We start from the raw sequence: 11,758 nt of genomic DNA, 5'->3' as shown, positions 1-11,758 counted from the left end.
CAACCAGAACGACGACTGACGTCGCCTCTCAGATTACTCCCGAAGCACCGACACGAGTTCCTCGGCGATCCGCGTCCCGAGTGACGCTTTCGATCCCCGGAACTCTTCAGTCGTCTCCGAGCCGACCAGCAGCGCTCGCGTCTCCGCACTCCCGGCAGCCCCGGCGTCGTTGGCGACGACCAGCGACAGATCGACTCGTGACAGCAGATCGCGCGCGGCCGACGTCAGTTCTTCGTCGTTGGCGTCGGCTTCCAGCTTGAACCCCACCATCGGCAGGTCCGGCGCGCGCTCGCGGACGCGATCGAGGAGTTTCGGCGTCGGCGTCAGCTCCAGAGACAGGTCGTCCTGGCCGGACCGGATCTTTCCCTCGCGTTTCTCGACGGTGTAATCGCCGATCGCGGCCGCCGAGACGAGCGCGTCGGCGTCGGTTGCGCGCTCTTCGGCAGCAGCGACCATCTTCGACGCGCTCTCGACCGGTTCGACCGTTGCATAGGGTACGTTCGGGCCGTCGTGCAACAGCGTCACGTCCGCACCCTGAACGTAGCAGGCCTTCGCGATGGCCCGGCCAGTCGTCCCCGAGGCGCGGTTCGACAGCGTCCGGATCGCGTCGATCGACTCCGTGGTCGCGCCGCTAGTGACGACGATTTCTTTTCCTTCGAGCGGGCGATCCCCGGCCGCCCGCGCCGTCTCCAGGACGATCGCCTCCTCGCTGGCGATCTTGGCCTTCGACTCCTCGATTCGCGGGTCGGCGAAGGCCACCCCCCACGATTCGAGGCGCTCGATCGCCTCGAGGACGCCCGGATGATCGTACATCGGCTCGTGCATCGCCGGCGCGATCACGACGGGGATACCTGCCCCCAAAGCCGTCGTCGCGCAGGTCGTGACCGGCGTGTCGTCGATCGCGGCGGCGACCTTCCCGACCGTATTGGCGGTCGAGGGCGCGATCAACAGCACGTCGCCCCACGGATCCTCGCCGAAGAAGGTGACGTGTTCGACGCCGCCGCCGATCTCGGTGACGACCTCGCCGTCTGTCGCCAGTTCGACCGCCCAGGGATGGACGATGTTCGTCGCCGAATCGGTCATAACTGCCCGGACCGTCGCTCCGCGCCGACGGAGTTCGTGGGCCAACTCAACGGTCTTGACCGCCGCAATAGAGCCCGTCACGCCGAGGACGACGTTCGTGTCTTCGAGCATGTCCGAATAATTCGTGACGGGGGTGGAAAAATCATTACACCCGAACGCGGAAACGACATCGACGCGCGAGACACTACCCGAGATCGAAGTGTTCAGCAGCCGTCTCCATGTCCTTGTCGCCGCGCCCGCTCAGGTTGACCAGGATCGTGTCGTGTTCGTCGGCGATCTGTTTGGCCAGGGCGAGTCCGTGGCTCGTCTCCAGGGCAGGGATGATCCCTTCGAGCATGCTCAACTCCCGGAAGGCCTCCAGGGCTTGCTCGTCAGTGATGCCCCGGTAGTCACACCGGCCGACGGCCCGGAACATCGCGTGCTCGGGGCCGACGCCCGGGTAATCCAGTCCGGCGGAGACGGAGTGAACCTCCGTCTCCTCGTCGATGACGCGGGTCTTCATGCCGTGGAGGACATCGTCCTCGCCGTCCGCCAGCGGCGCAGCGTGGCGATTCGAGTCCGCCCCCTCGCCGCCGCCTTCCGCGCCGTAGAAGGCCACGTCGTCGTCACGGAACGCGTCGAACAGCCCGATCGCGTTCGAGCCGCCGCCGACACAGGCCACGGCGGCGTCCGGCAGCCCGCCGATCCGGTCGCGAATCTGCTCGCGAGCCTCGTCGCCGATCACGGACTGGAATTCCCGGACCATCCGCGGGAACGGGTCGGGGCCGACGACCGAACCCACGAGATAGTGCGTATCCTCAACGTTCTTCGCGAAGTCCTCCAGCGCCGCGTCGACGGCGTCGGCGAGCCCTTTCCCGCCGCGGGAGACCTCTTTGACCTCCGCACCCATCAGTCGCATGCGGAAGACGTTCATCCGCTGGCGGGCGACGTCCTTCTCGCCCATGTAGATCTCGGTGTCGAGATCTAACATTGCGCCGACCATCGCCGTCGCGGTGCCGTGCTGGCCAGCGCCGGTCTCGGCGATCAGGCGCTCCTTGCCGGCCTTCTTCGCCAGCAGCGCCTGCCCGAGCGTATTGTTCAGCTTGTGTGCGCCGCCGTGGAGCAGGTCCTCGCGTTTGAGGTAGATCTCCGCACCGTAGGCCTCCGAGAGGCGTTCGGCGTGATACAGCGGCGTCGGTCGGCCGGCGTAGTGTTCCAGCAGCGTGCGGAACTCCGCCTGGAACTCGTCGCTGAGCGCGACGTCCTCGAAGGCGGCGGCGAGTTGCGCGAGCGGTTCTTTCAGCGGGTCGGGCACGTGGCGACCGCCGTAGTCGCCGAATGCCCCCGGATCGTCGGAGTCGTTCGACATTGGTGTGTGGTTCGTGGTGACGATAATATGAGTACCGGAATCGGTGGCGATTGGAGACAGAGAACTGTCGCTAGTTGACCTGAAAATCAAGAAAATCGACTGGGCGTCAGTCGGTGTTTACCACTCGCTCAGAATGGCGCTCTGGTCGCCATCGGGCGAACTCCAGATTATTTCGACATCATCGTCTTGTTGGATGCCCTGAAGAACGGCAGAACCCCCAGCGGATACGTCTGAAGGCCAATTGGTATCATATCCATAATCACCGCCTGCGTTTGTGATCTGTGTGCCATTTACGTTCACTTTAAGATTAGAACTGGAAAGACTTTGACCACCATTGTGAGTGACTGTGAGTGTGTTAGGATTCACACTATCGTCGAAGTCATATGTGAACGTCGCACTCGGCGCAGTATCGCTGATCTGTTCGCCCAGGCCGAGGACGAACGTCGCGATGACGGCCGCCAGGATGACCGTGATGGCGACCATCAGGATCACGCCGATCACTGGTGAGACGCCCGATTCGTCGTCGAAGAGGAAGGTTTTGAGTTTCATGTTGTGGTCGTTGATCTGCATCGCCGTCACCGAACGAACCCCTGTGGATTCTCCCGATTGACGGCGCTTACGCGTATATCGGGTTCAAATCGGTATAAAGGTTCGCGACGGGTTATCGGCTGTGAAAACGCCCTCGTCACTCGACGTCGCCGTAGTCGCCGCCGTATTTCATAACGAAATACGCCAGGCCGAGCACGCCCGTCATCGCAAATCCGGAGGTCACGCCCACGAGCTTCGCGCTCTCGGGGACGGTCGGGCCCGTGTCGCCGCTGACTTCGACAGTGGGGACGTCGTCACCGACGACGACAGCGCCTTTCATCCCAGCCGAGAGGTGCGGATTGCAGTAGTACTTGTGGATGCCCGCTTCGGTGAACGTGCGTTCGTAGGTCGATCCTGCCTCCGCGACGGCCGACCCCGAGGAAAACGAGTCGTCGTCGGCGACGACGTTGTGGGCGTTGCCCCGCCCCGTCCACTCCCAGGTCACGGTCGTGTCCGGATCGACGCGGACCGCCGGCGGGCCGAAGCCCCAGTAGTTGCCGTTCGCTTCGACGCCGACCTCGACAGTGATCTCGTCCTCACCCCGCCGATCGACCGTCGAGGAGAAGTTACTCACGTCCGAGAACCACCCGCCGTAATCGATCCGGCCGCTGCCGCCCTCCTGTGCCGCGGCGGAGCCGACTGCCCCTGCGGCCGCTGCCCCGCCGGCGGCTACCCCGCCGGCACGGAGGAGTCCACGGCGCGAGAGTTCGACGCTGTCGTCGGTCATAGCGGCGGTTTGCTCCCACTGGTAGTATATATGTTGGCCCCCACAATAGTCGCCGGTTGGCGCTCGCCCGTCCACCCAGTGGGTCCGAGACGGAGGGACCGGTAGTTCGGACACCGCTCTGGTCGCGTGCATACAGATCGAATCAGCGACCACGGAGCGGCCGAGAGATTCCCCTCGTGCGGAGGGTTTTTGCCCCCGACCGGCGAGAGTTCGGGTGATGAGCGAGGAGCGCCACGAGGGGCCAGTCACTGTCGTCGGCGACGACGCAGGTGTGGTCGTCGAACTTGTCAGATCGGTAGGTGTCCAGGTCGTCCCCGGCTCGCCCGCAGAGATCGACGAGGCGGCGACAGCCGTGATCGCCGTCGGCGAGGACGCCGTCCTGGATCTCGTCCGGCACGGATGTACGACGCCGGTTCTCCCGGTCGCCGTAGACAGCGGACTCGGGAGCGTCCCGGCAGACAGCCTGCAATCGGCCGTCGAACGGGTTCGCGATGGCGAGTACGTCCGTCGGGATACCCCGACACTGGACGTCCACGTCGACGGCGACTCCGTCGAGACGGCGCTGGCTGACGTCATGCTCGTGACGAGCGAGCCGGCCCACATCTCGGAGTATACGCTTTCGACGCCCAGAGGGGAGGTGGCCACGTTCCGGGCTGACGGCGTCGTGATTGCGACGCCGGCGGGCAGTCGTGGCTACGCGCGACGGGTCGGCGGCGCAGTTCTCGACTCCGGGGCTGCGGCTCTCTCGGTGGTTCCGGTCGGCATGTTCTCGACGACGAAGGGTCACTGGACAATCTCACTTCCGGAGGGAGACCCGGCTGTGACAGCGTCGATCAAGCGCGAGGAAGCCCCGGTGTCGCTGCTGATCGACGATCGGACGTACGGGCACCTCGACCCGACAGACCGACTCTCGCTCGTTCGTGGCGAGCCACTGCCCGTGATCTCGCTGCCGGAGAGCGACCTGCCGTTCAACGCTAACTCAGAACAGATTCGAGACACGCAGTGACGACAATGCGGCGACGTACTCGATCGGAGACGGCACCCGGGACGTTCGGACGCTTGCATTTGCCGCCAAGCGTGCCGGTTTGAAAACACTCTAATGAACACCTCCCGTGGCCTCGGACATGCCATCCGTCTCGCTGTTTGGGCCACTGGACGCACTCCTGGGGAGTACCGTCGTGTATCTCCTGCTGGGACTCGCTGTTCTGAACATCGTCACGCGATTGCTGGCGCACAAGCACCACGTCGAGCAAGTGAACCGTAGCGGTGCCGACGCGATGTCACGATACACGCCCCACGTCGTCTCGAACATTCTGCTCGTTTTGGCGTCGTTTTATTACTTGACACTGCACCACCACGGCGGGTTCGTCACCTCGATCCTCGTACTTGGGCTCTTTCTCACTGACTTCTTCGAGTTCGAGGCCCGAAAGGCCGAGGCACGCAGGGAGGTCACCCTCGACCGTCCGAAGGGGGCGATCACGGCGTCGCTACTCGTGCTCGGCTACGTCAGCTACCAGGGGCTGTTCTTCGTCGTCGCACCGGCCTGGAACGCTGTCATCTGAACGAATTCGCGGCTACATTTCTCGAACCGATAGTCACGAGAGCATCTCCCACTCTGATTTTGTAGGCGACTCATTTCCGTTCGGCGTAGGCCTCGCGGGCCTGATTGATCACGGGGATGAGGACCCAGAACGCGAGCGCGCCGAGAATGGCGAAGTAGAACAGCCCCTCGCCGAGGGCGATCGCGATCTGGGTGTAGACACCGGGGTCCTCCGGGTACGTTCCCAGCAGCTGTGGTCCCTGGAAGGATGGCGTCTTGTACCACCCGGCTACGACGAGCCACCCGAGCCCGGCCGTCACCAGGATCCCGAACCCTTTCATGAACTCGTCAGCCATCGGTCTCACCTCCTTCGTCAGCCATGCCTGCAGTCCGGAATCGCGTCGAGAACGCGTAGACGACCGCGCCGAAGAGGATCGCACCGAGGCCGAGCAACGAGAGCAGCGGGTCGATGGCGGAGACGGGAGCCATCCCACGGTTGGTCGCCGCGTCGAGGACGACGAACCCGATGACGATCGCGAGGACCGCAAACAGCGTCGAGAACACCGTCACGGCCTTGTACACCCGCAACGGGACGACGACGTCTCGGCGGCCCGCGTCGTCGGTTCCCGCGCCCTCGAGGTGATCACTTTCGGCACTCGATTCTGGAGCCGTCGATTCGGTCGCCCTGCCGGCGGAGTTAGTTGCGTACGTCATTGTCATTTGGGTGGACGAAGCCGGTAGTACCGGCGGTTGAGTTCGAACATGTATCCCTCCCGCATCGACTTCAGCGCCGCGTAGGTGATCGTCGCCCCCACGAACGGCAACAGGAACGTCAGGTCAAAGAGGAGATGGGAGTCCAGCGGCAGGAGGTTCTTGATCGACAGCGCCGCGAGCGTCACCGAGAGGATGACGCCGAAGACGCCGACGGCCGCCCAAAAGGGCTGTTCGACCGGGCGGCGGGCGCTGCCCTTGTTGATGAACGGCACGACGGCGATCGCGCCGACGACGACAAGGTTCGCCAGGACGCCGAAGGTCCGATCGGCCATGAGTTTCTGGCCGCCCAGCAGCGCCAGGTCGGGGTTCAGCGGCCCGAGTTTCAGCAGGCCAAACGACCAGTAGAGATACCAGTCCGGCAGGATCGTCGGGGGCGTGACCCCGGAGTTGGCCGGTGCGTCGATGTGTGGCGGGAGTGCCGCCGCCAGGAACAGCAACATGCCGACGAAGAAACTCGTCAGCGCGAGGTTGCGGACCACCTCGTGGGGCCAGGTCGGAAAGCCGAGTACGTCGCGTTCGACGTAGTCGGATTCTTCACGAAGGTCCTGGTCCTCGCGGCGCGAGCGCTCGAAGTATTCGTAGGTCGTCCGGGCGAGTCCCTGGCGACGCTCCTTGCGCTCGCTCCAGGTCGGCGTCTCGTCGTCGGGGGGGACGATCCCCGTCTCGCCGCCGTCGACTCGGACGGGACCGTCCGCAGTCCGTTGCTGGCTGACTCCGTCGTCAGGTGAATCGTGTTCAGTCATGATTAGTGCGGTTCGGCGATGCCTTGCATCCAGACGATAGCGATGTGAACGGCGATCAACGACGTCACCACGAACGGCAGGAAGAACACGTGGAGGATGTACATCCGCTGGAGCGTCGACGGGTTCGGCGTGAACCCGCCGAAGATCAACTGGGCGGCCCACTCACCGATGAGTGGGATCGACAGCGACATCTCGACGCCGATCTGGCCGGCCCAGAAGGCGAGCTGGTCCCAGGGTAGCAGGTACCCGGAGTACCCAAACAGCAGCGTCAGGCTGATCAGGACGATGCCGAGCAGCCAGTTGAGTTCGCGGGGCTCCTTGTACGCGCCAGTGAAGTAGACCCGCAGCATGTGCAGGAAGACGGCGGCGACCATGACCTGGGCTGCCCACCGGTGGATACTCCGGAGCATGAACCCGAAGTTCAGATCGGTCATGATGAACGTGATCGACTCGTAGGCCATCGACGGATCGCCGGACGCACTCAGCGCACCCGGCGTGTAGTAGAAGCCGAGCAGCGCTCCCGAGATCGCGGCGACGATGTACGCGAGCGTCGAGAACGAGCCAAGCGCATACAAGGGATACCAGTACCAGAACTTGTTGTCGAGCCCGTACTGCTCGGTGTGGCTCTTTGGCATCTGCATGTTGACCTTGTAATAGAGCCCCTCCAGGATCTCGAGGTAATCGACGATCCGAAGACGCTTGTCGAACCAGATGAGTACTGTCAGGTACATGCGTTCGACCCGGGAGAAGTCCCGCTTGTCCATCCAGGCGTCGTGGTCGTGATCGTCGGGACGTTCGAGACTCATCAGGTCATTCCTCCGGGCGCGGCAGCGCCGTGAACTGTCGCTGGACTGGCTGGAACGGGTCGTACACCGACTGGTGGCACTGACAGTAGACTTCGTTTTCCGCACCGAAGCGTTCGCTCCCGCCGTAGGCCTTGAACCCCGGCACACAACAGAAGTGCGTACACTTGTTGAGCCAGGCCATCACGTCGTTGTCGGTCGCGGCGTCGAGGAACGACCGGACGTCACCCGAGAGTTCGCTGTACTCGCCCTCGCCGTCGATCATCTTCGAGACTTCCGGGCTACGAAGCACCTGAACGGGAATGGTCTGGACGTTGTCGCCCTCCGAACGCCAGCCCGCCGAGGCCGGCTTGCCGACGCCGGAATCGCCGATGTCGTTGCCCCACTCCTCGTAATCGTCGAAGTCTTCGAGGGTGAGCGCCTGGCCGTCCTCGAGGTCGTCCTGCCACTCGTAGGTGCCAGAGGAAGACCGAAACACGTTGTCCTGGTCGGCGTCGGGACTGATGCCCGCGTACGTCTGGACGCCACAGTACTGGAACCACGTCGAACTGTAGGTCGTCCCGCCCATGTCCATCTCGGCGACGGTGACCGTCTGGCCCTGGACAGTGCGTTCTTCAGTGTCCGGCCAGACGCCGGCGATCGTGCCGTCGTCCTGGATTTCGACCGGGATGATCGGCATCCCTCGTGGAGCCGGTCCGTCGGTGTTTGCGATGCCGATATACGGCGTGATCCCGCCACCGACGCCGGAGGGCGTGGTTGCGAGCCCGACCGCAGTCGCGCCGCCGGTCGCGACACTTCCGAGGACGGCCGACCCGACGACGCCCTTGACGAAGCGCCGGCGGCCTGATTCGTCCGGATATTTGTCTTCGTGTGCCATGGTTATCGTTTGTAGTAGGGGTAGATCGCGCGTTTGAAACTCTCAGTTGCGCCGTCGGTCAGCGACTCGCCGTCTTCGTCCTCCTGGCGGACGTAGAGGTCCTCCCACTTGCGACGTCGCTTCTTGACGATCATCACGTCCGGGAGGAACTCCTTGCGATACAGCAGCAGGATGAACGCCAGGTTGACGAACATCGTCGCGAGGACAGTTCCGAGAAACATGTTCCCGAACCCGCCGTCGTTGCTTGCAATCCCCCAGCCGCTGATGAGGCCGAAGGTGAACACGCCGACCAGCGCGATTTCGACGAGCGTCAGCAAGACGATCGCGACGGCCGCGGCCGCACTCTCGCGTGGCGGTTCGTACCGGTGAATGTCACCGTAGGTGCTCCCGGAGGACATCAGTTGTTCCCCCCGCTGGTGTGTGCGGACTCGCCGTATTTCAGGAGGTAGAACGTGAACGCCAGCGTCGAGGAGATCCCGAGCAACGTGGCGATTCCGACGTAGTGGGGCTGGAAGGGAACGCCCATGTGCTCGGGGTTGACCGGCGTTGCCGCGTCGGCCGCCACGGTGGGGACGTCCTCGCCGACGACGACAGCGCCCTTCATGCCGGCCGAGAGGTGTGGATTGCAGTAGTACTTCTGAATGCCGGCCTCGGAGAAGGTCTGCTCGTAGGTCGTGCCGGCCTCGGCAGTAGGTGACCCCGAGGAGAACGAGTCGTCGTCGGCGACGACGTTGTGGGCGTTGCCCCGGCCCGTCCACTCCCAGATCACGGTCGTCTCGGGGTCGACCCAGACCGCCGCCGGGCCAAAGCCCCAGTAGTTGCCGTTGGCCTCGACGCCGACCTCGATCGTGACTTCGTCCTCACCGCGGCGGTCCACCGTCGAGGAGAAGTTGCTCACGTCGGAAAACCACCCGCCGTAGTCAGGCTGGGCACCGCCGCCCTCCTGGGCCCCAGCGGAGCCGACTGCCCCCGCGGCCGCTGCCCCGCCGGCGGCTGTCCCGGCTGTTCTAAGAAAGTCCCGTCTGTGCATCTCTACCGGCCTTCGGGCTCGGGTTCGCATAAAAGCGCCAATTACGGTGCCTTTTACCGGTTGCCTTCGGGGAATCGTGACGGTGTCACCTGGTCACTCCCCGTCAGGTCGCTCGGCGTCGTGCTCGCCCGCCCGATCCGGGACGAACGCCGGTCGGTCCTCACCCTGTGCCCCCATCTCCTGGAGTCGCGTCCGGTAGGCGTCGGCGCGGAACGTCTCCGAGAGGCGAGCGTTGGCGACGACCACGAGAAGGAACAGGCCGATGACGAACAGGAACAACCCGGCCACCAGCGCGATCCCGTTGCCGAGAAAGCCGTATCCGAGCAACACGACGCCCGCGAGCAGCTGGGCGATCGAGAGCAACTGGACCATGACGTTGCCGAGTTCGCCCTCGCCTGCCGCAACCTCGTCGGGGTCCGGGAGCACGTCACCGTCCGGTGACTCGGGTACCTCGTAGGACGCCATCGAACACAGTGCGACAGACGGTTCGACGTCCCGGCGGACCGTCCCCTCGCCTTCGACGGAGCCGTCCGGGTAGACGACGGCGTAACTCTCGTCCGAATAGGCCACCAGCCGGTCGTCTTCGCGCTCGATCCGGGCGAAGACGTCCCGGTCGGCGATGCGCTGGCGGAGGTCGGCTTCGAGGCGGTCGAGTAGTTTCTCGCCGGTGATCCACGTCTCCGCGTCGAAGGCAGCCTCCCACTCTTCGCGGTCCATCTCGTCCATCTCGGCCGGGCCGAAGGCCTCGAAGTCGTATTTCTCCTCGACTTGCTCACGGAGGTCTGACAGCGACGGCTCCTCGTCACCGTCCGTGGCTTCGTTCGTTGACTCGGCCGGGGCCATTCGCCGCCGCGTAGGACCCGCGGACGCTTACGATTTCTGTTGACGGCATCGTCTACGCCTCCCACTCGTTCGCGCGCACCAGATGGGCCTCCTGTGGACGGCCGACCGCCTTCCCGGCTCCGACGCGTTTTAAGCCCCGCCCGCCGAAGGACGGCCCGATGGTCACCGATGGGACGACCGCCACGCTGGTGGTAGTTGCCGTCTCGTTGAGTCTTCCCTGCTTTCTGTACGGCGCGTGGCTGATGATCGTCCACGATCCGATCACCTGGCGCGTACTCAGGCGACATCTCGCGGTCGTCGGTCTCGGTCTCGCGCTGACGACCGTCCCGCTCGTGGGCTGGATGATCCCGAAGCTCTGGAGCCAGCTGACCGGCTTCGCGGTCGTCCACGCCTTTCTCGGACTCCAGGCCTACGCCTTCTTCGGGCTGGCCGCGACCGGAATCGTCCGCATCCTCCGGGCGAAGTGGGCGTCGGACGCCTACCGTCGCGCCTCGAGCTTCGACCTCGACGATCTCGAAGCGGAGACCGCGGACCTGGATCTCGGGCACTGGCGCGCTCGCCTCCGGATCGGCGTCGTCGGCTATACAGTCTTCTGGCTGCTCGCGTTCCTGACTGGGATCGTTCGATACGCGATCAAATACCAGCCGCTGGGGTGACCTCGCCGTCCGGAGTGACCCGCCCTGTCGACAGTCACTCCCAGGGCTCGCCGCTCGCGAGGTCGACGTCGCTGTCGAGTCGTGACGACGGACAGACATCGTCGAGTTCGCAATCCGCACAGTCTGGATTCCGCGCCGTACAGACTGCCCGCCCGTGACTGATCATGAGGTGGGTGAAGTCCTGCCACTCCGCTTCTGGAATGATTTCCATCAGGTCTTTCTCGATTGCTTCGGGGCGTTGGGCCTCCGTAATCCCCAAGCGGCGCGTAAGGCGCTGGACGTGCGTGTCGACGACGATTCCCTCGACCACGTCGTGGCCGTGCTGGAGGACGACGTTCGCGGTCTTGCGCCCGACACCGGGGAGATCGGTGAGTTCGTCCATCGTATCGGGCACGTCGCCATCGTGTTCGTCGACGAGAAGCTCACCGATCCCTTTCAGGTAGCCCGCCTTGTTGTTGTGGAACGTGACGCCGTAGATGTCCTCGGCGAGTACTTCCTCGTCGGCTGTGGCGTAGTCTTCGGGCGTCTGGTATTTCTCGAAGAGTTCAGGCGTCGTCTCGTTGACGCGCTCGTCAGTGCACTGGGCCGAAAGCACGACGGCGACGAGTAGCTCCAGTCGGTTCGAGAAATTCAGCGAGATAGTCGTGTCGGGGTATTCCTCGTGCAGCCGATCGATCACGGTCTGGGTTTGTTCCGGGCGCGACTCCAGTGGCGTCCCCATGGGTCGACTCGGACTGCGTTCCCTT

16 protein-coding genes are annotated in these 11,758 nt (G+C 64.3%); 3 read left to right on the top strand and 13 right to left on the bottom strand.

Going from position 1 to position 11,758, the window contains the following annotated elements; translation table 11 throughout:
* Positions 1 to 33 precede the first annotated feature (33 nt).
* The 4 genes from coaBC to HTIA_RS12990 all read right to left on the bottom strand — a co-directional run bounded on the left by coaBC (position 34) and on the right by HTIA_RS12990 (position 3,746).
* Positions 34 to 1,194 (bottom strand): bifunctional phosphopantothenoylcysteine decarboxylase/phosphopantothenate--cysteine ligase CoaBC, encoded by a 1,161-nt coding sequence (coaBC, locus tag HTIA_RS13005; RefSeq protein ID WP_008526749.1) that lies wholly within the window; start codon positions 1,192 to 1,194, stop codon positions 34 to 36.
* A 73-nt stretch (positions 1,195 to 1,267) separates the two neighbouring features.
* Entirely contained in the window at positions 1,268 to 2,431 is a 1,164-nt protein-coding gene (gene trpB, locus HTIA_RS13000; RefSeq protein WP_008526750.1) for a tryptophan synthase subunit beta, read from the bottom strand.
* Between the two features lie 117 nt (positions 2,432 to 2,548).
* Positions 2,549 to 3,001, bottom strand: coding sequence for a type IV pilin (locus HTIA_RS12995; protein WP_008526751.1), 453 nt, complete (start codon positions 2,999 to 3,001; stop codon positions 2,549 to 2,551).
* A 115-nt stretch (positions 3,002 to 3,116) separates the two neighbouring features.
* On the bottom strand, positions 3,117 to 3,746 hold the full coding sequence (locus tag HTIA_RS12990) for a halocyanin domain-containing protein (protein WP_020936446.1): 630 nt from the start codon (positions 3,744 to 3,746) through the stop codon (positions 3,117 to 3,119).
* Between the two features lie 217 nt (positions 3,747 to 3,963).
* On the opposite strand from HTIA_RS12990, the gene HTIA_RS12985 reads away from it, so the two are divergent.
* Complete coding sequence (locus HTIA_RS12985) at positions 3,964 to 4,752, top strand: NAD(+)/NADH kinase (RefSeq protein WP_008526756.1); 789 nt, start codon at positions 3,964 to 3,966, stop codon at positions 4,750 to 4,752.
* 118 nt (positions 4,753 to 4,870) lie between these two features.
* Positions 4,871 to 5,308: a DUF7313 family protein gene (locus HTIA_RS12980; protein WP_008526758.1), complete on the top strand. Its 438-nt coding sequence runs from the start codon at positions 4,871 to 4,873 to the stop codon at positions 5,306 to 5,308.
* Between the two features lie 70 nt (positions 5,309 to 5,378).
* Here HTIA_RS12980 and HTIA_RS12975 read toward each other — a convergent pair whose 3' ends face one another.
* The 8 genes from HTIA_RS12975 to HTIA_RS12940 all read right to left on the bottom strand — a co-directional run bounded on the left by HTIA_RS12975 (position 5,379) and on the right by HTIA_RS12940 (position 10,356).
* Positions 5,379 to 5,642, bottom strand: a complete 264-nt coding sequence (locus tag HTIA_RS12975; RefSeq protein WP_008526760.1) for a DUF7314 family protein — start codon at positions 5,640 to 5,642, stop codon at positions 5,379 to 5,381.
* On the bottom strand, positions 5,635 to 6,006 hold the full coding sequence (locus tag HTIA_RS17360; RefSeq protein ID WP_008526762.1) for a DUF7315 family membrane protein: 372 nt from the start codon (positions 6,004 to 6,006) through the stop codon (positions 5,635 to 5,637). Before HTIA_RS17360 ends, HTIA_RS12975 begins: the two co-directional genes overlap by 8 nt.
* Positions 6,003 to 6,803 carry a cytochrome b family protein gene (locus HTIA_RS12965; protein ID WP_008526764.1) on the bottom strand — a complete coding sequence of 267 codons (801 nt, stop codon included), beginning with the start codon at positions 6,801 to 6,803 and terminating at the stop codon, positions 6,003 to 6,005. The genes HTIA_RS17360 and HTIA_RS12965 overlap by 4 nt, the downstream gene beginning before the upstream one ends.
* Before the next feature lie 2 nt (positions 6,804 to 6,805).
* Complete coding sequence (locus HTIA_RS12960) at positions 6,806 to 7,609, bottom strand: cytochrome b (protein ID WP_008526767.1); 804 nt, start codon at positions 7,607 to 7,609, stop codon at positions 6,806 to 6,808.
* Between the two features lie 4 nt (positions 7,610 to 7,613).
* On the bottom strand, positions 7,614 to 8,483 hold the full coding sequence (locus HTIA_RS12955) for a Rieske (2Fe-2S) protein (RefSeq protein WP_008526769.1): 870 nt from the start codon (positions 8,481 to 8,483) through the stop codon (positions 7,614 to 7,616).
* 2 nt (positions 8,484 to 8,485) lie between these two features.
* Entirely contained in the window at positions 8,486 to 8,884 is a 399-nt protein-coding gene (locus HTIA_RS12950; protein ID WP_044951190.1) for a DUF7318 family protein, read from the bottom strand.
* On the bottom strand, positions 8,881 to 9,513 hold the full coding sequence (locus HTIA_RS12945; RefSeq protein WP_008526771.1) for a halocyanin domain-containing protein: 633 nt from the start codon (positions 9,511 to 9,513) through the stop codon (positions 8,881 to 8,883). Before HTIA_RS12945 ends, HTIA_RS12950 begins: the two co-directional genes overlap by 4 nt.
* Before the next feature lie 93 nt (positions 9,514 to 9,606).
* A complete protein-coding gene (locus HTIA_RS12940) occupies positions 9,607 to 10,356 on the bottom strand; it encodes a DUF7319 domain-containing protein (RefSeq protein ID WP_008526772.1) in 750 nt (249 codons plus the stop codon).
* Between the two features lie 158 nt (positions 10,357 to 10,514).
* Here HTIA_RS12940 and HTIA_RS12935 point away from each other — a divergent pair, with 158 nt between their 5' ends.
* Complete coding sequence (locus HTIA_RS12935) at positions 10,515 to 11,012, top strand: DUF7321 family protein (RefSeq protein ID WP_008526773.1); 498 nt, start codon at positions 10,515 to 10,517, stop codon at positions 11,010 to 11,012.
* Between the two features lie 34 nt (positions 11,013 to 11,046).
* On the opposite strand, the gene nth is transcribed toward HTIA_RS12935, so the two are convergent.
* A complete protein-coding gene (gene nth / locus HTIA_RS12930) occupies positions 11,047 to 11,733 on the bottom strand; it encodes an endonuclease III (protein WP_008526774.1) in 687 nt (228 codons plus the stop codon).
* Positions 11,734 to 11,758 lie beyond the last annotated feature (25 nt).

It is taken from the genome of Halorhabdus tiamatea SARL4B (genome assembly GCF_000470655.1).
Taxonomy (GTDB): domain Archaea; phylum Halobacteriota; class Halobacteria; order Halobacteriales; family Haloarculaceae; genus Halorhabdus; species Halorhabdus tiamatea.
The sequence above is the reverse complement of the archived record's forward strand: the minus strand, read 5'-3'. Positions and strand labels throughout refer to the sequence as shown.